The sequence below is a fragment of the Mesorhizobium sp. WSM4828 genome (assembly GCF_055811175.1).
The window spans coordinates 54,251-75,418 of the sequence record NZ_JBVVQK010000009.1; the positions used below are offsets into that span (position 1 = coordinate 54,251).

General features: G+C 62.4%; 25 protein-coding genes. 17 read left to right on the top strand and 8 right to left on the bottom strand.

Features of this window, described 5'->3' with window-relative positions; genetic code table 11:
• Window positions 1-13: 13 nt before the first annotated feature.
• Entirely contained in the window at window positions 14-328 is a 315-nt protein-coding gene (locus AC0L2X_RS12805; protein ID WP_473599858.1) for a MocE family 2Fe-2S type ferredoxin, read from the top strand.
• 2 nt (window positions 329-330) lie between these two features.
• On the top strand, window positions 331-1,560 hold the full coding sequence (locus AC0L2X_RS12810) for an NAD(P)/FAD-dependent oxidoreductase (protein WP_473599932.1): 1,230 nt from the start codon (window positions 331-333) through the stop codon (window positions 1,558-1,560).
• A 35-nt stretch (window positions 1,561-1,595) separates the two neighbouring features.
• Here AC0L2X_RS12810 and AC0L2X_RS12815 read toward each other — a convergent pair whose 3' ends face one another.
• The 5 genes from AC0L2X_RS12815 to hslV form a co-directional block, all read right to left on the bottom strand.
• Window positions 1,596-2,555 (bottom strand): DUF1402 family protein, encoded by a 960-nt coding sequence (locus AC0L2X_RS12815; protein ID WP_473599859.1) that lies wholly within the window; start codon window positions 2,553-2,555, stop codon window positions 1,596-1,598.
• Window positions 2,556-2,736: 181 nt separating this feature from the next.
• Window positions 2,737-4,050 carry an ATP-dependent protease ATPase subunit HslU gene (gene hslU / locus AC0L2X_RS12820; protein WP_352490482.1) on the bottom strand — a complete coding sequence of 438 codons (1,314 nt, stop codon included), beginning with the start codon at window positions 4,048-4,050 and terminating at the stop codon, window positions 2,737-2,739.
• A 4-nt stretch (window positions 4,051-4,054) separates the two neighbouring features.
• Window positions 4,055-4,651, bottom strand: coding sequence for a DUF2585 domain-containing protein (locus AC0L2X_RS12825; RefSeq protein ID WP_254815925.1), 597 nt, complete (start codon window positions 4,649-4,651; stop codon window positions 4,055-4,057).
• Between the two features lie 4 nt (window positions 4,652-4,655).
• Window positions 4,656-5,228: a GNAT family N-acetyltransferase gene (locus AC0L2X_RS12830; RefSeq protein ID WP_473599860.1), complete on the bottom strand. Its 573-nt coding sequence runs from the start codon at window positions 5,226-5,228 to the stop codon at window positions 4,656-4,658.
• Window positions 5,218-5,769, bottom strand: coding sequence for an ATP-dependent protease subunit HslV (gene hslV, locus AC0L2X_RS12835; protein ID WP_352490478.1), 552 nt, complete (start codon window positions 5,767-5,769; stop codon window positions 5,218-5,220). The genes AC0L2X_RS12830 and hslV overlap by 11 nt, the downstream gene beginning before the upstream one ends.
• Before the next feature lie 226 nt (window positions 5,770-5,995).
• Between hslV and hisB the strand changes: the two genes are divergently transcribed.
• From hisB to AC0L2X_RS12905, 14 genes are all read left to right on the top strand, one after another.
• Window positions 5,996-6,595 carry an imidazoleglycerol-phosphate dehydratase HisB gene (gene hisB / locus AC0L2X_RS12840; RefSeq protein ID WP_473599861.1) on the top strand — a complete coding sequence of 200 codons (600 nt, stop codon included), beginning with the start codon at window positions 5,996-5,998 and terminating at the stop codon, window positions 6,593-6,595.
• 4 nt (window positions 6,596-6,599) lie between these two features.
• The gene (locus tag AC0L2X_RS12845; RefSeq protein WP_473599862.1) at window positions 6,600-7,073 is read left to right on the top strand and encodes a DUF2628 domain-containing protein; all 474 of its coding nucleotides are present in this window, start codon (window positions 6,600-6,602) and stop codon (window positions 7,071-7,073) included.
• Between the two features lies 1 nt (window position 7,074).
• A complete protein-coding gene (gene hisH / locus AC0L2X_RS12850; RefSeq protein WP_352505976.1) occupies window positions 7,075-7,725 on the top strand; it encodes an imidazole glycerol phosphate synthase subunit HisH in 651 nt (216 codons plus the stop codon).
• A gap of 3 nt (window positions 7,726-7,728) precedes the next feature.
• On the top strand, window positions 7,729-8,019 hold the full coding sequence (locus tag AC0L2X_RS12855; RefSeq protein WP_352464684.1) for a DUF1330 domain-containing protein: 291 nt from the start codon (window positions 7,729-7,731) through the stop codon (window positions 8,017-8,019).
• 2 nt (window positions 8,020-8,021) lie between these two features.
• Window positions 8,022-8,771 (top strand): 1-(5-phosphoribosyl)-5-[(5-phosphoribosylamino)methylideneamino]imidazole-4-carboxamide isomerase, encoded by a 750-nt coding sequence (gene hisA, locus AC0L2X_RS12860; RefSeq protein ID WP_473599863.1) that lies wholly within the window; start codon window positions 8,022-8,024, stop codon window positions 8,769-8,771.
• Window positions 8,768-9,604, top strand: a complete 837-nt coding sequence (locus AC0L2X_RS12865) for an arginase family protein (protein ID WP_473599864.1) — start codon at window positions 8,768-8,770, stop codon at window positions 9,602-9,604. Before hisA ends, AC0L2X_RS12865 begins: the two co-directional genes overlap by 4 nt.
• Window positions 9,601-10,395: an imidazole glycerol phosphate synthase subunit HisF gene (gene hisF, locus AC0L2X_RS12870; RefSeq protein WP_352863106.1), complete on the top strand. Its 795-nt coding sequence runs from the start codon at window positions 9,601-9,603 to the stop codon at window positions 10,393-10,395. The genes AC0L2X_RS12865 and hisF overlap by 4 nt, the downstream gene beginning before the upstream one ends.
• Window positions 10,396-10,431: 36 nt before the next feature.
• Entirely contained in the window at window positions 10,432-10,758 is a 327-nt protein-coding gene (locus tag AC0L2X_RS12875; RefSeq protein ID WP_473557089.1) for a phosphoribosyl-ATP diphosphatase, read from the top strand.
• 18 nt (window positions 10,759-10,776) lie between these two features.
• Complete coding sequence (gene coaA, locus AC0L2X_RS12880) at window positions 10,777-11,736, top strand: type I pantothenate kinase (RefSeq protein ID WP_473599865.1); 960 nt, start codon at window positions 10,777-10,779, stop codon at window positions 11,734-11,736.
• Window positions 11,737-11,900: 164 nt separating this feature from the next.
• A complete protein-coding gene (locus tag AC0L2X_RS12885) occupies window positions 11,901-12,821 on the top strand; it encodes a glycosyltransferase family 2 protein (protein WP_473599866.1) in 921 nt (306 codons plus the stop codon).
• The gene (locus AC0L2X_RS12890; RefSeq protein WP_473599867.1) at window positions 12,821-13,591 is read left to right on the top strand and encodes a class I SAM-dependent methyltransferase; all 771 of its coding nucleotides are present in this window, start codon (window positions 12,821-12,823) and stop codon (window positions 13,589-13,591) included. Before AC0L2X_RS12885 ends, AC0L2X_RS12890 begins: the two co-directional genes overlap by 1 nt.
• A 7-nt stretch (window positions 13,592-13,598) precedes the next feature.
• Window positions 13,599-13,994 (top strand): GtrA family protein, encoded by a 396-nt coding sequence (locus tag AC0L2X_RS12895; RefSeq protein ID WP_023677541.1) that lies wholly within the window; start codon window positions 13,599-13,601, stop codon window positions 13,992-13,994.
• Window positions 13,984-15,558: a hypothetical protein gene (locus AC0L2X_RS12900; protein WP_473599868.1), complete on the top strand. Its 1,575-nt coding sequence runs from the start codon at window positions 13,984-13,986 to the stop codon at window positions 15,556-15,558. The genes AC0L2X_RS12895 and AC0L2X_RS12900 overlap by 11 nt, the downstream gene beginning before the upstream one ends.
• 88 nt (window positions 15,559-15,646) lie before the next feature.
• A complete protein-coding gene (locus AC0L2X_RS12905; RefSeq protein WP_473599869.1) occupies window positions 15,647-17,260 on the top strand; it encodes a hypothetical protein in 1,614 nt (537 codons plus the stop codon).
• Here the strand turns inward: AC0L2X_RS12905 and AC0L2X_RS12910 are convergent.
• The 3 genes from AC0L2X_RS12910 to AC0L2X_RS12920 form a co-directional block, all read right to left on the bottom strand.
• Complete coding sequence (locus AC0L2X_RS12910) at window positions 17,223-17,840, bottom strand: alpha-ketoglutarate-dependent dioxygenase AlkB family protein (RefSeq protein WP_473599870.1); 618 nt, start codon at window positions 17,838-17,840, stop codon at window positions 17,223-17,225. The genes AC0L2X_RS12905 and AC0L2X_RS12910 overlap by 38 nt on opposite strands.
• Before the next feature lie 131 nt (window positions 17,841-17,971).
• Complete coding sequence (arfB, locus tag AC0L2X_RS12915; RefSeq protein ID WP_352911699.1) at window positions 17,972-18,409, bottom strand: alternative ribosome rescue aminoacyl-tRNA hydrolase ArfB; 438 nt, start codon at window positions 18,407-18,409, stop codon at window positions 17,972-17,974.
• Between the two features lie 79 nt (window positions 18,410-18,488).
• Window positions 18,489-20,099, bottom strand: coding sequence for a phosphoenolpyruvate carboxykinase (locus tag AC0L2X_RS12920; RefSeq protein WP_473599871.1), 1,611 nt, complete (start codon window positions 20,097-20,099; stop codon window positions 18,489-18,491).
• 342 nt (window positions 20,100-20,441) lie between these two features.
• Here AC0L2X_RS12920 and AC0L2X_RS12925 point away from each other — a divergent pair, with 342 nt between their 5' ends.
• Complete coding sequence (locus tag AC0L2X_RS12925; protein WP_023677547.1) at window positions 20,442-21,143, top strand: response regulator transcription factor; 702 nt, start codon at window positions 20,442-20,444, stop codon at window positions 21,141-21,143.
• Window positions 21,144-21,168 lie beyond the last annotated feature (25 nt).

Below are 21,168 nucleotides of genomic sequence, written 5' to 3' on the forward strand. Positions count from 1 at the left end.
GGGGAAGGCGCAAATGAGCGACTGGGTCGAGGCCTGTGACGCCGGGGACATCGACGAAGAGGACGTGATGCGCTTCGACCATGGCGGTCGCACCTTTGCCATCTATCGCAGCCCCGACGACGAGTATTTCGCCACCGACGGGCTTTGCACGCATGAGAAGGTGCATCTGGCCGACGGGCTGGTGATGGACGATATCATCGAATGCCCGAAGCACAATGGCCGCTTCAATTACAAGACTGGGGTTGCCAGGGGTGCGCCGGTCTGCGTCGATCTAAGAACCTATCCGGTCAAAGTCGACGCCGGCAAAGTCCTTGTCCGGATCGGTTGATGATGAGGGAAGGAATGGTCATCATTGGCGCCGGCGAGTGCGGCGGGCGCGCCGCCCTTGCGCTGCGCGAGCTCGGCTATGATGGCCCGGTAACCCTGGTCGGCGACGAGCCGCACCTGCCCTATGAGCGGCCGCCGCTGTCGAAAGACGCGATGGTCGCTGACGCGCCCCTGCTCAAGGCGATCGCCAGTGAGGCGATCCTGGCCGAAAGATCGGTCAGGCATGTCCATTCGGTTCAGGCCGTGGCAATCAACCGCGCGGCGCATGTCGTGCGCCTCTCGGACGGTTCCGTCCTGGCCTACGACAAGCTCCTGCTGGCGACGGGTTCGGTGCCGCGCAAGCTATCGATGCCGGGCCTTGGCGGGCGCTGCGTCTATCTGCGGACCTTCAACGACGCGCTGGCCATTCGCGCCCATCTCAGCGCCGGAAATCGCATCGCCATCATTGGCGGCGGCTTCATCGGGCTTGAGCTTGCCGCGGCGGCACGCAGACTGGGCGCGGCGGTCACAGTCATCGAGGCGCAGCCGCGCATTCTGATGCGCGGCGTGCCGGCCGAGATCGCCGAGATCATCCATCAGGCGCATGAAGCCGAAGGCGTCAAAATCCTGTGCGGCGAGGCCATCGCCGCCATTGCCGATAATGGCGCGGAAGTGCGCATCGCGCTCGCCGGTGGACACGACATTGTCGCCGATCTTGCCGTGATCGGCATCGGCGCCGTGCCGGTGACGGGACTTGCCGCGGAGGCGGGGCTGACCATCGACAATGGTGTCGCCGTCGACGCCGAGCTTCGCACCAGCGACCCGGACATCTTTGCCGCCGGCGATTGCTGCTCGTTTCCGCTTGCCATCTATGGCGGCCGGCGCGTGCGGCTCGAAGCCTGGCGCAATGCACAGGAGCAGGGCGCGCTCGCCGCTAGGAATATGCTTGGCGCCGGCGAGTCCCATGCGGCGGTGCCGTGGTTCTGGTCGGATCAGTACGGCCTGACCTTGCAGATCGCCGGGCTGTCGGACGAAGGCCGCGGCATCGTGCGCCGCGACCTCGGCGACGGCGCCTTCATCCTGTTCCACCTCGCCGAGGACGGCAGGCTGGTTGCGGCAAGCGGCATCGGCCCCGGCAACGCGGTCGCCCGCGACATAAGGCTGGCCGAGATGCTGATTGCAAAGCAGGCAAAGCCGGCGCCGGAAGCGCTAGGCTCGCAGACCGTCAAGTTAAAGTCGCTGCTGGCGGCTTGATCCGCCGCGTGGATAGTTGGCCGGACGCGTTCGCCTTAAAACAGCGCCTTCAGCTCCGGCAGCTTGTCGTTGACCAGCCAGCCATAGTAATTTTCCTCAGGCAGCTTTTCCGGGTCGCCCGCAGCGCGGCGCTTGTCGTTCTCGGCTTTCAGTGCATAGGCGCGCTGTTCGGGATTGCCGACATTGTAGAGCGTCGACGTGATGCCGGGATTGCCTGAGATGTCGAAGCCGGCAATGCTTTTATAGGCGTCGATCGACTTCCTGATCGTCGCCGCGACATAAGGCAGTGTCAGGTCAGGATCCATGATGGTCTTGTAGACCGCGTTCGGGTCGCCGACGTCGAGCTGCGGCAGGCCGGAAACCTTGTGCACGAGGTCGCTCATCTGCAGTGCCGTCAGCGGATTGAGCTGGCCAAGGCCAAAAGTCTGGCCGGCATAATAAGGCTGGAAGAAAGTGGCACCGAAGCGGTCGTTGGGAAAGCTCTCGCCGTTGACGGTTTTGCCGCGGAACGATCGGTTCCACACCTGTTCGCGGCACTCCCACAGATCGTAGCTGTCGGACTTCCCTGCGCATTTCGCAAATTGCGGCCGTTGCACGAAGTCGGTGATGTCCTCGCCATCATAGGCAAAGGAGAGCTTGCTCGACAGATACGAGATCGCCTTGACGTAGTAGGTCTGCAGTCGGTCATAGGCGTCGACGTTATAGGTGTGCTCGCCGACGATGGCGCCGACGATATGCATTGGGTCGATGCCATAGGCCGCGGCCGCCTGCTTGATCTTGCCGCGCAGCTCGGCATCGTTCTGGAGCAGCGCAAAGACCTTGCGGTATTTCGCCTGGAACGTGGTGTTGGTCGCCTGGGTGCGCCGGCTCGACGCGCCTGGTATGTCGGGCTGCTCGGTGTTGCGGTTGCCCGGCGGCACCATCGTTGCCGCTTGCGCGGCGAACATGGCTGCCGCCAGCGTCAGCCCCAAAATGACGAGGATCAGTTTTTTCATGCGCCGCCGCCCAGATAATCGCCGGCAAACTAGGTAATGCTCCACCGGGAGTCGAGAGACGCCTGCACCCTAGGGGACGAAAGCTTGCCGGATGCTTCCATTTGGCCACACATCGGGAATGCCGGGCCGTATCAGGCAGGCCGGGAGCAATTCCCCGGCCTCTTCGAGGATGGAGCGTCTCCTACAGGATGAAACGCGACAGATCCGTGTTCCTGGAGAGGTCGCCGACATGCTTCTCGACATAGGCGGCATCGATGGTCACCGAGGTGCCGTTACGGTCCGGCGCGTCATAGGAGATGTCGTCAAGCACCCGCTCCATCACCGTCTGCAGCCGCCTGGCGCCGATGTTCTCGACGCTGGCGTTGAGGTCCACGGCGATGCCGGCCAGCGAATCGATGGCGTCATCGGTGAAGACCAGGTCGACGCCTTCGGTCTTCATCAGCGCGATATACTGCTTGATCAGGCTGGCCTCGGTCTCGGTGAGGATGCGGACGAAATCGTCCTTTTCCAGCGCCCGCAGCTCGACGCGGATCGGCAGGCGGCCCTGCAATTCCGGCAGCAGGTCGGAGGGCTTGGCGACGTGGAACGCGCCCGAGGCGATGAACAGGATGTGGTCGGTCTTCACCGGTCCGTATTTGGTCGCAACCGTGGTGCCTTCGACCAGCGGCAGCAGGTCGCGCTGCACACCTTCACGCGAAACGCCGGCACCGATGCCGCCTTCGCGCGAGGCGATCTTGTCGATCTCGTCGAGAAAGACGATGCCGTCGTTCTCCGTCGATTCAAGTGCCCTGCGCACCACTTCGTCCTGATCGAGCAGCTTGTCGGACTCGTCGCTGATCAACAGCCCGTAGGACTCCTTGACGGTCGTCTTGCGCAACTTGGTCTTCTTGCCGCCCATCGCCTTCGACAGCATGTCGTTGATATTGAGCACGCCGATATTGGCGCCCGGCATGCCGGGGATCTCGAAACCGGGCATGCCGCCATTGCCGGTATCGGCCACTTCGATCTCGATCTCCTTGTTGTCGAGCTCGCCGTCGCGCAGCTTCTTCCGGAAACTGTCACGGGTGGCCGGGCTCGCCGTCTTGCCGACAAGCGCTTCGAGCACCCGTTCCTCGGCGTTGATGTGGGCACGCGCCTTGACGTCCTCGCGCATCTTCTCGCGCACCAGCCCGATGGCGATCTCGACCAGATCGCGGATGATCTGCTCGACATCGCGGCCGACATAGCCGACCTCCGTAAACTTGGTGGCTTCGACCTTGACGAAAGGCGCACCGGCAAGGCGTGCCAGGCGGCGTGAAATCTCGGTCTTGCCGACACCGGTCGGGCCGATCATCAGGATGTTTTTCGGCATCACCTCTTCGCGCATCTGGCCTTCGAGCTGCTGGCGGCGCCAGCGGTTGCGCAAGGCAATCGCCACGGCACGCTTGGCGTCTTTCTGGCCGATGATGAAGCGGTCGAGTTCCGAAACGATTTCGCGGGGAGAGAAGGTGCTCATGTCACTAAATTCCACTTTGCCACTGCCGAATGGACTCGAACGGATGCAGCAGCATGATCACGTTGAGTGTCAGATTGTCCCGGATGAGATAGCCGACACCGAATTCGAAGATGAGGGCGAGGGTTACGATCACCCATATAGGAAGCCTTCGCGCCATGACAAACCCCAGCACCATGGCCAGCGTGTCCGACACCGAATTGATGATGCTGTCGCCATAATAGTCGAGCGAGATCGTGCCCGCGCGATAGCGATCGATGATGAAAGGGCTGTTCTCGAGCAGCTCCCAGCCGCCCTCTATAACCACCGCAAAGGCCAGCCTGAGCCCGATCGGCGAGCGCGGGAAAAGGAACCACGCCAGCGCATAGAACAGGAAACCGTGAATGATGTGCGAGAAGCTGTACCAGTCGGAAATATGCTGGGAATTCTCGGAGCTCTGCACGATGCCGTGCCACAGCTTGACGTAGCCGCAGGTACAGATCGGCGTCCGCCCCATGCCGTAGAGGACCCCGGCCTGGAAGATGACCAGGCCGAGAACCAGCAGAAGCCCCATTCGCCAGCTGTCTTCGTAGGCCGAGACGGTTTTGTCGCTGGAAACGCTCATGCTGCTATTGCCCCTCTTCTGAGTCACCCTGTTCGGCGTCACCCTGTCCGGCATCACCCTGTCCGGCATCACCCTCTGGGGCATCAATCGCCATCAGCACGGCATCGCCATATTCCGACTTCCTGCGATCGATAGCCCTGAAACCGGCCTTTTCATAGGCCCGGATAGCCCGTGCATTGGCGGGGTCCGGGTCGATGATGACGCGCGGCGTGCCTTCCTCGAAAAGCTGCTCGACGAACTGCCGGACGATCGCCGAGCCGTGGCCGATCCCGACAAGCTCCGGCACGCCGATCGACAGATCGATGCCGAGGGTGCCGAACGGCTGGTCGCTATAGGGATGGCCGTCCTCCAGATGCGGATCGTAGCTCTGCAAATAGCCGATGGGCTTTCCGTCGAGCTCGACAATCAGCGGCTCGACCGAAATGCTGTCGATATGCTCGCGAATCTCCGCAATCCCGGTTTCTGGGTCGTTCCACCATTCGGCGACATGCGGCTCGGCAAGCCAGCCGGCGATCATCGGCAGGTCCCTCTCGGTCACCGGCCGAAAACCATAGCGGAGGCTCCGCTCAGGCGGCATCGAGAGTTTCGACGACGAAGCTGTTGTTGGTGTAGACGCAAATGTCTGACGCGATCTGCATCGCCTTGCGGGCGATCTCCTCGGCACCCTTGTCGCTATCCATCAGCGCGCGTGCCGCTGCCAGCGCGTAATTGCCGCCCGAGCCGATGGCCATCACGCCAAATTCGGGCTCCAGCACGTCGCCGGTGCCGGTCAGCGCCAGCGACACCGACTTGTCGGCCACCAGCATCATCGCTTCCAGCCGCCGCAAATAGCGGTCGGTGCGCCAGTCCTTGGCGAGCTCGACGCAGGCGCGTGTCAGCTGGTCGGGATATTGTTCGAGCTTGGCTTCCAGCCGCTCGAGCAGCGTGAAGGCATCGGCGGTGGCGCCAGCGAAACCGGCGATGACGTTGCCGCTTTTGCCGATGCGGCGCACCTTCTTGGCGTTGCCTTTCATGATGGTCTGGCCGAGGCTGACCTGGCCGTCGCCGGCGATCACCACCTTGCCGCCCTTGCGCACGGTCAGGATGGTCGTGGCATGCATGGTCAGTTCATTCGACATTTTCTGCTCCGATCAGCACCGATCCCATCGAGGCGATCGGCGCGTTACGAGTGACTTGATCGGCCATATGTATGCATAGGCCGGACGATTGCAAACCGGCCATCCGCCGGGCCGGACTGTGCTCCGCAGCGGTAACTGGCAATCGCCGGATCATGCTGCTAGAAGGCTTTCGTTTTCAGGCATGTGAACGCCTGAATGGTGCAAAATCTGAGACAAGGATGAGGTCATGGCGCCCCGTTCCGCCGAGATAAGCCGCAAGACCAAGGAAACCGACATCTCGGTGTCGGTTCAGGTCGACGGCTCGGGCAAATCCGACATTTCGACGGGCGTCGGCTTCTTCGACCATATGCTGGACCAGTTGTCGCGCCATTCGCTGATCGACATGACGGTGAAGGCCAAGGGCGACCTGCACATAGACGACCACCACACGGTCGAGGATACTGGTATCGCGCTTGGGCAGGCGCTGGCCACGGCATTGGGCGAGCGGCGCGGCATCATGCGCTACGCCTCGATCGACCTCGCCATGGACGAGACACTGACGCGGGCGGCAATCGATGTCTCCGGCCGGCCTTTTCTGGTCTGGAATGTTTCATTCTCGTCGCCGAAGATCGGTGCGTTCGACACCGAGCTGGTGCGCGAATTCTTCCACGCATTAGCGCAGAATGCCGGCGTCACGCTGCATGTCACCAATCATTACGGCGCCAACAACCACCACATCGCCGAGACCTGCTTCAAGGCCGTGGCGCGTGTGTTGCGTTCGGCACTTGAGCGCGACCCGCGCCAGCCGGACGCGGTTCCCTCCACCAAGGGATCCCTGAAAGGGTAGCGCCATGGCCATCTACGTCGTGATGGAGCCGCCAGGCCGCAGCGAAAGCGCGGACACCATCTTTGTCCGTGACGGCTTTGCCTGGCTCGGCTTTCTGCTGCCGCCGCTGTGGCTGGCCTGGCACCGGCTATGGGTCGAGGCCGCGTCGGCGTTTGTCGCCATGGGCCTGCTGTCGATGCTGGGCGAACGGCTGAGCCTGGAAACAACCGGTTCGCTTTTATCCCTGCTTGTCATGCTCTTTGTCGGACTGGAAGGGCAGGGCTTGCGGATCGCAGCCCTGCGCCGTCGCGGCTGGCATGAATGGGGCGTGGTCGAGGCGGACAGGCTCGACGACGCCGACATCCGCTATGTGTTGGAAGCCGATGCCCAGTCGGATGAACAACCGACGGTGCAGCGCATCGTCCCCGACGCAGCACATGCCCGGCCGGCGCAGATGGGCCTGGCGCTGGGGCTGAACCATATTCCGGGAAAGCCCTGAGATGCGGGTCGCGATCATCGACTACGGGTCGGGCAATCTGCGCTCGGCCACCAAGGCCTTCGAGCGCGCCGCGCATGAAGCCGGCATCGCCGCCGCGATCGAACTCACCGCCGACGCCGAGCGGGTCAGGACGGCCGACCGCATCGTCCTGCCCGGCGTCGGCGCCTATGCCGATTGCGCCGCTGGACTGCGTGCGGTCGCCGGCATGTGGGAAGCGGTCGAGGAGGTGGCGATCGCCAAGGCTCGGCCGTTCCTCGGCATCTGCGTCGGCATGCAGCTGATGTCGGAGCGGGGCCTGGAAAAGACCGTCACAAAGGGCTTTGGCTGGATCGCCGGCGACGTCAAGGAGATCACGCCGGCCGATCCGACACTGAAGATTCCGCAGATCGGCTGGAACACGATTGACCTGAAGCGCAAGCATCCGCTGTTTTCCGGCATTGCGACGGGCGGCAAGGGACTGCACGCCTATTTCGTCCACTCCTACCATCTCGACGCACGGAAGGAGGATGAGGTGCTGGCGGTTGCCGACTATGGCGGCCCGGTAACGGCCGCTGTCGCCCGCGACAACCTTGCCGGAACGCAATTCCACCCCGAGAAGAGCCAGGCGTTGGGCCTGGCGCTGATCACCAATTTCCTAGGCTGGAGGCCCTGAATCATGAGCAAGAAGGGCTATTGGATGGCAATGGTCGATGTCCACGATCCCGAGATCTACAAGCAGTACATCGAGGCCAATGCCGCGGCTTTCGCGAAATACGGCGCGACGTTCCCGGTGCGCGCCGGGCGGTATACCAGCCCAGAAGGGCCGACAGGCAATCGCCACGTGCTGGTGGAATTCGAATCCTATGAAAAGGCGATGGAATGCTACGGCTCGCCTGAGTACCAGGAGGCCTTGAAGTACAGGCTCGCCGGCTCGACCGGCCACTTTGTCATCGTCGAAGGCGCCTGAAGGTGATTCTGTTTCCGGCGATAGACCTCAAGGACGGCAAATGCGTGCGCCTCAGGCATGGCGACATGGCGACCGCGACGATCTACAATGAAGATCCCGCGGCTCAGGCGCGCGCCTTCGAAGAGCAGGGCTTCGAATGGCTGCACGTCGTCGACCTCAACGGCGCCTTCAAGGGCCAGAGCGTCAACAGCGCGGCGGTCGGCGCCATCCTCAAGGCGACAAGCAATCCGGTGCAGCTCGGCGGCGGCATCCGCACTCTGGCACAGATCGAGGACTGGCTCGACCGTGGGCTGGCCCGCGTCATTCTTGGCACCGTGGCGGTGCGCGATCCGGATCTGGTCAGGCAGGCCTGCAAGGCATTCCCGGGTAAGATTGCCGTTGGCATCGACGCCAAGGGCGGCAAGGTCGCGGTCGAAGGCTGGGCCGAGGCCTCGAGCCTCGGCGTCATTGAACTGGCGAGGAAATTCGAGGGTGCCGGCGTCGCCGCCATCATCTACACCGATATCGACCGCGACGGTGTGCTGACCGGCATCAACTGGGACGCCACCATCGATCTCGCCGAGGCGGTGTCGATCCCGGTCATCGCCTCGGGCGGGCTCGCCTCGATCGCCGACATCGTGCGCATGACCATGCCCGATGCGCAGAAGCTCGAAGGCGCGATCTCCGGCCGCGCGCTCTACGACGGCCGCATCGATCCGGCCGAGGCACTGGCGATCCTGCGCGGCAAGCCGATGGCAGGGGCGTTATCATGAAAGTCTCGATTATCCTCGCTCCTTACGACAGCGGGCACTATCACGAAGGGTGCGGCGAGGGGCCGGACGCCATCGTCGGCGGTGGGCTCGTCGAAGCCCTGACCGTGGCTGGCCATGACGTCGCCGTCGAAGATATCGGCAAGGTTGGAGACGAGCAGGGGCGCGAAATCGCAACCGGCTTTGCCGTCTGCAACGCCGTCGCGACCAAGGTTAGCCTCGCCCGCGATGGAGGACGCTTCCCCATTATCCTTACTGGCAATTGCCTGACCGCCGCCGGTGCGGTTGCCGGTGAAGCCGCGGATTCGATAATCTGGATCGATCAGCATGGCGATCTCAACACGCCGGAGACGTCGGCCTACGGCTTTCTCGACGGCATGGCGCTGGCGGCGACGCTCGGGCTCTGCTGGCGTCCGATGGCGGCAGCGATTCCGGGGTTCCGGCCGATAGACCCGGCGCGCTGCATGCTGGTCGATGCCCGCGACCTCGATCCCGACGAAAAGCGCCTGCTGGAAACCTTGCCGATCGTGCGCAGCGAATGTGCCGGTGCACTCGATATGGTCGGAAAGCTCACGGCGGCAGGGACTGTGCGGGCGCATCTGCATCTCGACCTGGATGTCCTCGATCCGGATGTGTTGCAGGTGAACCGCTACACGCATCCGGGCGGTCCGAGCCCGGAACAGCTACGGCAGCTTGCCTGCGGACTGGCCAGGTCCATCCCGATTGTCGGCGTGACGCTCTCGGCCTACGACCCGGCCTTTGATTCCCAGTCTGAGGTTCCGCCCGTCGTCGGCCAGCTGCTTGTCGATTTTCTTGCGGAGATCGGGAGGATCTGATGCTGAAAGCCCGCGTCATTCCCTGTCTCGACGTCAAGAACGGCCGCGTCGTCAAGGGTGTCAATTTCGTCGACCTGGTCGATGCCGGCGATCCCGTCGAAGCGGCAAAAGCCTATGACGCTGCCGGCGCCGACGAGCTCTGCTTTCTCGACATCACCGCCTCGTCGGAAAACCGCGAGACCATTTTCGATGTCATCGCCCGCACCGCAGAACAGTGTTTCATGCCGCTGACCGTTGGCGGTGGCGTCCGTCAGGTCGCCGACATCAGGAAGCTGCTTCTGGCCGGCGCCGACAAGGTGTCGATCAACACGGCGGCGGTGAAGACCCCCGATTTTGTCGCCGAGGCTGCCGACAAGTTCGGCAACCAGTGCATCGTCGTCGCCATCGATGCCAAGAAGGTGTCCGCTGCGGGCGAGGCCGATCGCTGGGAGATATTCACCCATGGCGGCCGCGAGAAGACCGGCATCGATGCCGTCGAGTTCGCTTGGCGAGTGGTCGATCTCGGCGCCGGCGAGATCCTGCTGACATCAATGGACCGCGACGGCACCAAGTCCGGCTACGACATAGCGCTTACCCGTGCGGTCGCCGACGCCGTACGCGTGCCGGTCATCGCTTCCGGTGGCGTCGGCACGCTCGACCACCTGGTCGAAGGCATTCGCGACGGCCATGCCGGCGCGGTGCTGGCGGCGTCGATCTTCCATTTCGGCACCTACAGCATCGCCGAAGCCAAGCTGCATATGGCGCAGGCCGGACTGCCGATGCGGCTGGACTCGCCGGGTAATCGGTCCTAGAGCCTTTCCGGCTAAGAAGAGGCTGTAAACGCCGTCATGACTGAGTTCTCGCTCTCCGATCTGGAGAAGATTATTGGCGAACGCGCGCGTTCCGGCGATCCGGATTCGTGGACGGCCAAGCTCTTTCAGCGTGGCATGAGCAAGGCAGCGCAGAAACTCGGCGAAGAGGCGGTCGAAACGGTGATCGCAGCCATCAGCGCCGACCGGGACGCGCTTGTTTCGGAAAGCGCCGATCTCATCTATCATTGGCTTGTCGTTCTCGGCATAGCGGACATTCCGCTGAGCGATGTGCTCAACGAGCTTGAACGCCGTACCGGTCGTTCGGGCATCGCCGAAAAGGCGTCTCGGCTGGACCGGGGCTGATCGCTGCGGAGGAACTCGATGGACCAACTCGCTCCTACCGAGAAGTATTCACCCTATCGTTTCTTCTCGGCCGAGCAATGGTCGCGGTTCCGCGCCGATACGCCGATGACGCTGACCGCAGACGAGATCCATCGTCTGCGGTCGCTGAACGATCCGGTCGATCTCCACGAGGTCGAGCGCATCTACCTTTCGATGTCACGGCTGTTGTCGGCTCATGTCGAAGCCAGTCAACTCCTGTTCAGGCAGCGCCAGGCCTTCTTCAACGCGCTGGATGTGGCCAAGACACCGTTCATCATCGGCATTGCCGGTTCCGTGGCGGTCGGCAAATCGACCACGGCGCGCGTGCTAAAGGAGCTGCTGGCGCGCTGGCCGTCGAGTCCCAAGGTCGACCTGGTCACCACCGACGGTTTCCTGCTGCCGAACGAAGTCCTGCGCCGCAACAATCTGATGGAGCGCAAGGGCTTTCCCGACAGCTACGACGTCGGCGCGCTGCTGCGCTTCCTGTCCGGCATCAAATCGGCGCAGCGCAACGTCCGCGCGCCGGTCTATTCGCACCTGACCTATGACGTCATTCTGGGCGAGTTCCAGACTATCGACCGGCCGGACATCCTGATCTTCGAAGGCATCAATGTCCTGCAGCCGGGCAAGCTGCCGAAGGACGGCAAGATCGTGCCTTTCCTGTCGGATTTCTTCGACTTCGCCATCTACATCGATGCCGACGAGGCGCTGATCCATCACTGGTATATCGCCCGCTTCATGCGGCTGCGCGAAACCGCCTTCCGCGACCCGGCCTCCTTCTTTCACCGCTATTCGCAACTTTCCGAGGATGCGGCCCGCGCCATCGCCGAGGGCCTGTGGACCAACATCAATCTGAAGAATTTGCGCGAGAACATATTGCCGACCCGCGCCCGAGCCGATCTCATCCTGCGCAAGGGCGCCAACCATCTGGTCGAGGAAGTGGCGCTCAGGAAACTGTGAAATCCCGGGACATTTCTTAAAGTCATCTTAACCCAGTCTTTCTATTGTCGGGCCTGATCTGCGGGCTCGGCAAACAAATGAATGCGCCATTCCTAAACATTGATCGGTCGGCAGCTGACCGAATCGCACATCCGGGCAGCGGCGCCGCAACGATTGCCCTGATCGTGCCTGTCCACAATGAGGAAGGCGCAATTGCTCCATTCCTCAAGGCGGTGTGCGAAAGCACTGCGCCGCTGAAGGACAAAGGCGTTGCCCTCGAGTTCATCTTCGTCAACGACGGCAGCAGCGATACGACGCTCGAAAAGCTGATCGAAGCCCAACAAACCGATCGACGCATCCAGGTAATCGACCTTTCGCGCAATTTCGGCAAGGAAGCTGCGATGACCGCGGGTCTCGACAGCTGTGATGCCGATGCAGCGATCCCGATGGATGTCGATATGCAGGATCCGCCGCACGTCATTCCGCTGCTTGTGGAAAAGTGGCGCGAGGGTTTCGAGGTCGTTCTTGCCAAGCGAGCCAACCGGTCGAGCGACAGTTTTCTCAAGCAACGCTCCGCCTCGATGTTCTACCGCGTTCACAACTGGATCGCGCAGCAGAAGATCCCGCACGATGTCGGCGACTTTCGTTTGATCGACCGCCAGGTCATCCAGGCGCTGCGGTCTTTGCCCGAACGCCGTCGTTTCATGAAGGGCCTGTTCGCCTGGGTCGGGTTCCGCACCGCAAGCGTCGAATATATCCGCGATCAGCGCATCGCCGGCCAGTCGAAATTCTCCGGCTGGAAGCTGTGGAACTTCGCGCTCGAAGGCATCACCAGCTTCTCCACCGCTCCGCTTGAAATCTGGACCTATGTCGGCGCGACGATTTCCGCGCTGTCGTTCCTCTACGGCGTGCTGATCGTCGCCAAGACTATGATCTTTGGCGTTGATGTGCCCGGCTACGCCTCGCTGCTGGTCAGTGTTCTTTTCCTTGGCGGCATCCAGTTACTCGGCATCGGCATCATCGGACAATACCTCGGCAGGGTCTATGCCGAGATCAAGCAGCGTCCGATCTACATCGTGCGCCGCAAATATGAGGGAATGAGCTGATGGAGATCGACGCCTACCGACAGATGGCCGCCACCGAAGACGAGCATTGGTGGTTCTGCGGGCGTCGCGCCATCGCCGAGGCGGTCATTCGCAGCATCGGCCTGCCTGAAAACGCGCGCATCGTCGAGATCGGCGCCGGCACCGGCGGCAACATCCGGATGCTGGAGCAGTTCGGCGCCGTGACGGCAGTCGAGATGAGTGATCTCGCGCGCAGGATTGCCCGGGAAAAGACCAGCCGCGACTTCCTCGCCGGACATCTGCCGGACAACATTCCTGTCGTGCCGCAAAGCTGCGACCTCGTCTGTCTGTTCGACGTGCTGGAACATGTCGCTGAAGACGAGGCATCGCTTGCCGCGATCCGCCAAATGCTGAAACCGGGCGGCAGCGTCGTCCTTACGGTGCCCGCACACCAATGGTTGTGGAGCACGCATGATGTGGGGCTGCATCATATGCGGCGCTATTCGCGCGATCTGCTGCGTCAACGAATTGAAAAGGCTGGTTTCGCGATCGACCGGCTGAGCTACACAAATGCCGCGCTCTTTCCGGTAGCGGCGCTGGCACGACTGGTTGATAGGTTGCGCAAGTCGGCCTTGCCAGCCGGCCATGCCACGCCGCCGAAACCACTGAATGCAGTGATGAAGGCAGTGTTTTCGGCGGAAGGCCGCATCATACCAAATGCAAGCCTGCCCTTCGGCGTTTCGCTGCTGGCGGTGTTCCGCAAGGACAGCGCCGTCGAAACCGGTCGCCTCGACGAGAAATTGGCAGCTTGACCGCGTCATGGGCACCGGCTCGTATCGTCGACTATCGCGCTTTGCGCTGATTGGCATTGCGTCGACGCTGATCTACGCCGTTTGCGCTTTCCTGCTGTCGCGTGGACAGGCAACGGCGGCCCTGCCGGCGGCGCTCACATCGTTTGCGGCCTACGCCGTCGCCGCGCTGTTCTCCTACACCGGGCACAAATATTTCACCTTTACCTCGGGCGGCAGCCACGCGATGGAACTGCCTCGCTTCCTCCTGCTCACCGCTTCCGGTCTCGCTGTCGCAATCGCCCTGCCGGGGCTTTTGACCCAGATGCTCGGCGTCCCTGCCGCAATCCCGATCCTGCTTACCTGCATTGCCGTGCCGGTCATCAACTATGTCGTCCTCGGGCGGTGGGTGTTTCGTGGTCTCTAGCGCGCGATCCGTCAGTGAACTGCTGCCCGGCGCCAACCGCTTCTCGCCCTTTGTGGGCGTAGCGGGTGCTCCGCTGCTGCTGGCCAGCCTGGTCGTCACATACGCCGTCTGGCTATCCACCGTTGCAATTCCGACCAATGTCGACGTGTCGTGGCTTCTGGTCGTCTGCGACCGCCTGCTTGGCGGAGAGCGGCTCAACACCGACATCGTGGAGACCAACCCACCTTTCTCGATCTGGCTCTACATGCCGCTCATGCTCCTGGAAAAGCTCACCGGCATCCGTGCGGAATTCTGGCTGACGCTTGGAGTCGTTTGCCTGAGCCTGGCCAGTATTTTCATTTCCGTCCGCATTTTCGCGCGCGATGAACCGGTCTACCGGCAGCCCCATGCGCTGTGGGCGGCAGCGGCGGCCCTGTTTTTGATCCTGTGTTTCATGCCGGATCAATTCGGCCAACGCGAGCACTTGGCGTTGATTGCCATTCTGCCTTGGCTGGCGTTGCAATGCACACGTCAGCGGACTCCGGATTTCGCCGCGGGCTCGCCTCTGGAGCACATGGTCGCGGGCTTCGGCGCGGCGGTCGTGGTCATGGTCAAGCCGCCCTATTTTGTGCTGGCCTTCATGTTGCCGTCGCTCTGTCTTGCGCTTGAAAGGCGGTCGCTGAGACCGCTCTTCGTCGCAGAGAACCTGGTTGGCGCTACGATCGTGGCCGCCTATGCGGCATCCATCGCGCTCTTCGACCGCGCCTATTTAAGCGACGTCCTGCCCTTGGTCAGGGAGGTCTATCTTCCGTTGAGGGCCTCTGCCGCCGATATGCTGGCAAACTGGCCGAAAGTGGTGCTGCTTCTGGCCGCCGCCACCGTGCTTGCGGCCGGCGGCCTGAGAAAGACGAGCTGGGACGTCAGGATTCCGCTTCTGACCGCACTGGGGTTCATTCCAGCCTTCATCATCATGGGCAAGGGTTGGCCCAATCACGCGCTGCCGATGGTCGTTGTTGCAACACTTGCATTTGGCATCCAGCTGCTGCGGTTCGGCACATTCGGCAGTGCAGGCTTCGTTCGTAAGGCCGCCCTGATCTTCGGTTGCGTGCTGGTGCTGCAAATAGCGGTCAGGGCACAGTACGCGGCGCTGACGACGGACAACGGCCCGATCGACCGCTCTGTCGCCGCGATCCGCGCGACGGTCGAAACCCCGACCATCATGTCGATTGCCGACCAGATGCAGGTTGCCCATCCCCTCGCCAGGCTGGTCGGCGGCAGGTTCATATCACGCCATCCGAGCGCCTGGGCGGTCTCCAACGCGGACACGCTCGCCCTCGTCACCGGCGATCTCGAACGGAGACGGGAACTTGAAACCATCCGCGATCGGGTGATCGGCGAAAACGCCGCCGAGATATCAGCGAAGAAACCCGACATCGTGCTGTCAGGCTCGCCCGCGTGGACTGCCCAGATGCTGCAGGACAAGCGGATCGCTGCCGCTTTGGCCGACTATCGTCTGCTGCACGCCGAGCCGGAAATCACTGTCTATCTTCGTTATACGGCGCCCGCGCCGCTCCAAACCGATTGAGGAGGCTTCCAGAAACCATGGCACGGCTGGATCCAATCGCTCCGCTCGACGACATATGGCTCGATCTCGAGAGCCTCGGTGCAACATCATGAGCGTCTCGAACGACATTGACGGCTTGAGCCGGTGGCGCGGCCGGGATATCGCGGCGTCGCTGCTTCCTAGCCGCAATGTCCTGGCCATTGCCGCCGTCACGGTCTTCTCGATCGTCTGGCAGCAACGTTGGGGAACTGTTACCGACACCAGCTGGCTGATCACGGTCTGCGAGCGCATGCTGTCCGGTGAGCGGCTTTACTCGCAAATCTACGAGACCAATCCTCCATTCAGCGTCTGGCTCTATCTGCCGCCAGTGGCTGCGGCCAGATTGCTGGGCACCGCCCCGGAAATCCTGGTTGAGGCCTGGACTTATCTTGCCGTGCTCATCGGACTTTCGCTCTCGGGTGTGATCGTCAAGCGCGCGGGTTTCACTGAAACTGCATCGCTGTTTGCACTGGGGCCGGCGTTTTGCGCAATGTTGGTGATCTTCCCCGGCAACGCCTTCAGCGAGCGGGAGCATATCGGCACGGCGCTTTTCATGCCGCTGCTTGCGCTTCATGCCTGGCGCGCGCGCAGAGACGCAGCTGCCCAACCAAGCATCGGGCTTGCCTTACTCGCCGGCCTGTCGGGCAGCATTCTGCTGCTGGTCAAGCCCTACTATGCGATCATGGTGTTGGCGCCGGCGTTGGTCGTTGCAGTGCGCCGGCGCAGTCTGAAACCGATCTTCGCCCCGGAACACTGGGTTATTGGCGCCATCTGCATTGTCTATCTCAGCACCGTCACGCTCATCCATCCGGAGTTCCTGCGCGACGTCTATCCCCTCTTGGCGGATGTTTATGGAAAGATCGGCATCTTTTGGCCGATTGTGACCGGCTACGGTTTCCCATGGTGTTTCCTTGTCTTCCTGATCTGGTGGCTGTGGCCTGCCGGGGGGTTTCCAGAGCTGGCGGCGGTGGCGTTGGCGGCATCGATCGCCGGCATGCTTCCCCTGTTCTACCAAGCGAAAGGCTATTCTTATCATGCCTATCCCGCGATCTTTTGCGCCGTGGCGGCCATTTTCTGCCTGCTGGCGGTGCCCAGGATCGTGCAGCAGCCGTCGAAGCTGTTGGCGTTCGTGACGGCTCCTTCGCGAGCTTGGGCACTGGCGGCGGTGGCAATCGCCTTCTTGCCGTACTGGAGCACCCAGAAACCAGGGCCGGCGCTGGTTGCCGCCATTCGCGCCGCCACCGATCGACCGACCGTGGCGTTGGTCAGTTCGGATATTTCCTCGGGACATCCCTTGAACCGTATGATCGATGGGCAATTCGTTTCGACCCACGTCAGCGATTGGCTTGGAGCGTTCGCACTTTCCCTGTCCCGGCAGGCAGCCCTCTCGGGTGACACCGCCGAAGCCATCCATTACCAGGCCATCATGGTACGCTACGTCGAAAGCAAACGCGAAGAGTTCGCGCGTCTGCGCCCGGATGTCATCGTCTTCAAGAAAAACAACACAATGTGGACAAGCCAACTGATGGGGCGTTTTGGCTTTGACGCCATCCTGGCGCACTACCGCATTCTCGTCGAGGACGAGACCGAGCGCATCTATCTGCGCGACGATTATGTCCGCCCGGGCGATCGGCCACCCGAACGGCCTATTTCGGCATCGTCACCCGTCGCAGCGTCAGATTGATGCGGCCGCCACTCCTGAGCAATGCCGAGGTCGACGGGTAGATACGGTCGACGCCGTGAAAGCAGAGCCGGCCTTCGCCGCCAAGCACGACGACGTCGCCGCTCTTCAGCCTGAACGATTTGGTGGCGCCGTCGCGCGTCGTCTGCCCGACCCGGAACAGGCAATCGTCGCCGAGCGACACCGAGACGACAGGCGCGGAGAAATCGTTCTCGTCGCGGTCCTGGTGAAGACCCATTTTGGCATCCTGCGAATAGAAATTGACCAGGCAGGCCTCCGGCGGATGCGCATAGCCGGATACGTTCCGCCACAGTTCGAGCAGCATCTCCGGGATCGCCGGCCAAGGCCTTCCGGTCACCGGGTGGGTCGGCTGGTAGCGATAGCCGTGCTCCTTGTCGGTGACCCAGCCCAGCGGACCGCAATTGGTCATGCGCACGCTCATCTCCTTGCCGGTACGCGGCATCGCCGGCACGAACAGCGGGGCCTCCTGCACGACCTGCCTGATATCTTCCACCAGCACGTCCTGCATGGCGCGCGACAGGTAGCCGGGCATATGGCGGACGCCTTTGGGCAGTACGAGCATCGCGGCGCTTGATCCATTGGTCTGGAGAAATCAGAATGCCACGGTCAAGTGAAAACGGCGACCCGAAAGCCGCCTCCGACGGTGGCTGCGTGCTTTAACCGGCGATCTTCGATCCCAGGCCGCTTCGGCTGTCAGTCATCCTCGACCCGGCCGCGCATTTTCTTGATCGAGCCGCGCCCGGCCTTGCTCTTGAGCCGTCTTTCGACCGCGCCTTTGGACGGCCTGGTCTTCTTGCGCGGCGGTGGTGGTGGTTCGGCGGCCTTGGCGACCAGTGCCGTCAGCCGCGCCCGGGCGTCCGCCCGGTTCTGCTCCTGGGTGCGGAAGCGTCCGGCTTCGATGACGATGACGCCGTCCTTGGTGGCGCGCTGGCCGGCGAGCTTGATGGTCCGTTCGCGCACCCGCTCCGACAGGCCTGGCGCATTGGCGGCATCGAAGCGCAATTGCACCGCCGTCGCCACCTTGTTGACGTTCTGGCCGCCTGGCCCCGACGAACGGATGAAGTCCTCGTGCAGGTCGCCCGGATTAATCACCGCATCGTCGGTAATGATGATCTTGTCGTCGGCGTTCATGCCGCAGTCATGGCGCGGCAGGCGAAAAAAGAAAAGGCCCGATCGAAGCCGGGCCTCGAAGCATCACCAGGGGCGACGGCTATTCAGCCGCGACCTGCATGCGTGGTGCGGCGCCGAGCACGGTGGCGTCGACATGGGCTTCGAACTTTTCGAAATTGTCGACGAACATCCCGACCAGCCTTGCCGCCTGCCGATCATAGGCGGGCTTGTCGATCCAGGTCGATCTCGGGTCGAGAATGGCGCGGTCGACGCCGGCAACCGTCACCGGTACGTCGAAACCGAAATTGGCGTCGGTGCGGAAGCCGGCCGCTTTCAGCGAGCCGTCGAGCGCCGCCGCAAGCAGCGCCCGCGTTGCCTTGATCGGCATTCGCTTGCCGGTGCCGTAGGCGCCGCCGGTCCAGCCGGTGTTGACCAGCCAGCAATCGACACCGTGGCGGGCGATGAGCTCGCGCAGCAGATTGCCGTATTCCGACGGATGCCGCGGCATGAACGGTGCGCCGAAGCATGTCGAAAATGTCGCTTCCGGTTCGGTAACGCCCTTCTCGGTCCCCGCCACCTTGGCGGTGTAGCCGGAGAGGAAATGATACATCGCCTGCGCCGGGGTGAGCCGCGCGATCGGCGGCATCACACCGAATGCGTCGGCGGTCAGCATGATGATGTTCTTCGGGTGGCTGGCGCGCCCCGTCTTGCTGGCGTTCGGAATGAAGTGGAGCGGGTAGGCACAGCGCGTGTTTTCGGTCAGCCCGCCGTCGTCGAAATCCGGCACGCGGCCGGCGTCGAGCGCCACATTCTCCAGCACCGTGCCGAAGCGCTGGGTGGTGGCGAAGATCTCCGGCTCGGCTTCGGCCGAAAGCTTGATCGTCTTGGCATAGCAGCCGCCTTCGAAATTGAAGATGCCGTGCGGTCCCCAGCCATGCTCGTCGTCGCCGACCAGCGTGCGCGACGGGTCGGCCGACAACGTCGTCTTGCCGGTCCCGGAAAGCCCGAAGAAAACGGCCGCGTCGCCGGCGGGCCCTTCATTGGCCGAGCAATGCATCGGCATCACGCCTTTTGCCGGCAGCAGATAGTTGAGCACGGTGAACACCGACTTCTTCATCTCGCCGGCATAGGAGGTACCGCCGATCAACACGATCATGCGCGAAAGATCGACGGCAATCACCGTTTCGCCGCGCGTGCCGTGGCGGGCGGGATCGGCACGGAACGACGGCAGGTCGATGATCGTCAAATCGGGCATGAAATGCTCGAGTTCGGCGGCTGCCGGCCGGATGAGCAGATTGCGGATGAACAAGGAGTGCCAGGCAAGCTCCGTGATCACCCTGGTCGGCAGCTTCAGCTCCTCGTCGGCGCCGCCGACCAGGTCCTGCACATAAAGGTCCTTTCCAGTCGCATGGGCGCGAAAATCGGCAAGCAGCGTATCGAACTGGATCGGCGAAATCGCCTTGTTGTTGTCCCACCATACATGCGGCGCCGTGCTTTCGTCGCGCACCACGAATTTGTCCCTGGGCGAGCGGCCGGTGTGCTGCCCGGTCTCGGCGGCAAGCGCGCCATGCGCGGTGAGTCGGGCCTCGCCACGGCGGATTGCCTCCTCGTAGAGCGCGGCCGCGCCGAAATTATAGCGCACCACGCCCGTGGTTCTCAGGCCGATCCGATCGATCGCGCATGCAGGATTGCGTTTGCCGGCTTCCGACATGGGTGTCCCTTCTTCGATTTACCGCGTCTTTACCGGCGAATTCCGGAACTCCCATTGCAGGAGCTAAAAACGTCAAAACCAGAAAAGACGAATGATATCAAATCATTAATCGATTTAAATATTTTGAAAGTTGTTTAAATCGTTTATATGTGCGAAAACACTGATGGTTGCCCAAAGGATTGGCGATGTTCAATCGTCCAATCCATATCGAGGTACAATTGTGGCCGCCGGCATGCCGCGCGTGACAGCGGATAAAGCCTATGCCACATTTTGTACCTAATTTGTCCTGCAAAAGCCCCTTCTCGACGAAAGAAGGGACAGCTCATGAGGGAGCCGCTTGAAATGGCAACAATCGCGCTTGTCGACGACGATCGCAACATTCTGACTTCGGTTTCGATCGCCCTCGAATCCGAGGGTTATCGAGTCGAAACCTACACGGATGGGGCGTCGGCGCTGGAGGGACTGGCGGCGCGCCCGCCGAACCTCGCCATCCTCGACATCAAGATGCCGCGCATGGACGGCATGGAGCTGCTGCGCCGGATGCGTCAGAAATCCGACCTGCCGGTGATCTTCCTGACCTCCAAGGACGACGAGATCGATGAACTGTTCGGCCTCAAGATGGGCGCCGACGACTTCATCCGCAAACCCTTCTCGCAGCGTCTTCTGGTCGAACGCGTCCGCGCCGTGCTGCGCCGCGCCAGCACCCGCGAGGCGGCGGCCAAGGCGCCCAACCAGCAGGCCCGGTCGCTTGAGCGCGGCCAGCTTGTCATGGACCAGGAGCGCCACACCTGCACCTGGAAGGGCGAGCCGGTGACGCTGACCGTCACCGAGTTCCTCATCCTGCATTCGCTGGCCCAGCGTCCAGGCGTCGTAAAAAGCCGTGATGCGCTGATGGATTCGGCTTATGATGAGCAGGTCTATGTCGATGACCGCACCATCGACAGTCACATCAAGCGGCTACGCAAAAAGTTCAAGGCCGTCGATGATGACTTCGAAATGATCGAAACCCTTTACGGAGTCGGGTATCGGTTCCGCGAAGCGTAAATAGGCAATAGGCAGTAGGGAATAG

Excerpts from the sequence above, each read along its gene's own strand:
- AC0L2X_RS12805 (WP_473599858.1), top strand. The coding sequence starts at position 14 with ATGAGCGACTGGGTCGAGGCCTGTGACGCCGGGGACATCGACGAAGAG.
- AC0L2X_RS12810 (WP_473599932.1), top strand. The coding sequence starts at position 331 with ATGAGGGAAGGAATGGTCATCATTGGCGCCGGCGAGTGCGGCGGGCGC.
- AC0L2X_RS12815 (WP_473599859.1), bottom strand. The coding sequence starts at position 2,555 with ATGAAAAAACTGATCCTCGTCATTTTGGGGCTGACGCTGGCGGCAGCC.
- hslU (WP_352490482.1), bottom strand. The coding sequence starts at position 4,050 with ATGAGCACCTTCTCTCCCCGCGAAATCGTTTCGGAACTCGACCGCTTC.
- AC0L2X_RS12825 (WP_254815925.1), bottom strand. The coding sequence starts at position 4,651 with ATGAGCGTTTCCAGCGACAAAACCGTCTCGGCCTACGAAGACAGCTGG.
- AC0L2X_RS12830 (WP_473599860.1), bottom strand. The coding sequence starts at position 5,228 with ATGCCGCCTGAGCGGAGCCTCCGCTATGGTTTTCGGCCGGTGACCGAG.
- hslV (WP_352490478.1), bottom strand. The coding sequence starts at position 5,769 with ATGTCGAATGAACTGACCATGCATGCCACGACCATCCTGACCGTGCGC.
- hisB (WP_473599861.1), top strand. The coding sequence starts at position 5,996 with ATGGCGCCCCGTTCCGCCGAGATAAGCCGCAAGACCAAGGAAACCGAC.
- AC0L2X_RS12845 (WP_473599862.1), top strand. The coding sequence starts at position 6,600 with ATGGCCATCTACGTCGTGATGGAGCCGCCAGGCCGCAGCGAAAGCGCG.
- hisH (WP_352505976.1), top strand. The coding sequence starts at position 7,075 with ATGCGGGTCGCGATCATCGACTACGGGTCGGGCAATCTGCGCTCGGCC.
- AC0L2X_RS12855 (WP_352464684.1), top strand. The coding sequence starts at position 7,729 with ATGAGCAAGAAGGGCTATTGGATGGCAATGGTCGATGTCCACGATCCC.
- AC0L2X_RS12865 (WP_473599864.1), top strand. The coding sequence starts at position 8,768 with ATGAAAGTCTCGATTATCCTCGCTCCTTACGACAGCGGGCACTATCAC.
- AC0L2X_RS12875 (WP_473557089.1), top strand. The coding sequence starts at position 10,432 with ATGACTGAGTTCTCGCTCTCCGATCTGGAGAAGATTATTGGCGAACGC.
- coaA (WP_473599865.1), top strand. The coding sequence starts at position 10,777 with ATGGACCAACTCGCTCCTACCGAGAAGTATTCACCCTATCGTTTCTTC.
- AC0L2X_RS12890 (WP_473599867.1), top strand. The coding sequence starts at position 12,821 with ATGGAGATCGACGCCTACCGACAGATGGCCGCCACCGAAGACGAGCAT.
- AC0L2X_RS12895 (WP_023677541.1), top strand. The coding sequence starts at position 13,599 with ATGGGCACCGGCTCGTATCGTCGACTATCGCGCTTTGCGCTGATTGGC.
- AC0L2X_RS12905 (WP_473599869.1), top strand. The coding sequence starts at position 15,647 with ATGAGCGTCTCGAACGACATTGACGGCTTGAGCCGGTGGCGCGGCCGG.
- AC0L2X_RS12910 (WP_473599870.1), bottom strand. The coding sequence starts at position 17,840 with ATGCTCGTACTGCCCAAAGGCGTCCGCCATATGCCCGGCTACCTGTCG.
- arfB (WP_352911699.1), bottom strand. The coding sequence starts at position 18,409 with ATGAACGCCGACGACAAGATCATCATTACCGACGATGCGGTGATTAAT.
- AC0L2X_RS12920 (WP_473599871.1), bottom strand. The coding sequence starts at position 20,099 with ATGTCGGAAGCCGGCAAACGCAATCCTGCATGCGCGATCGATCGGATC.
- AC0L2X_RS12925 (WP_023677547.1), top strand. The coding sequence starts at position 20,442 with ATGGCAACAATCGCGCTTGTCGACGACGATCGCAACATTCTGACTTCG.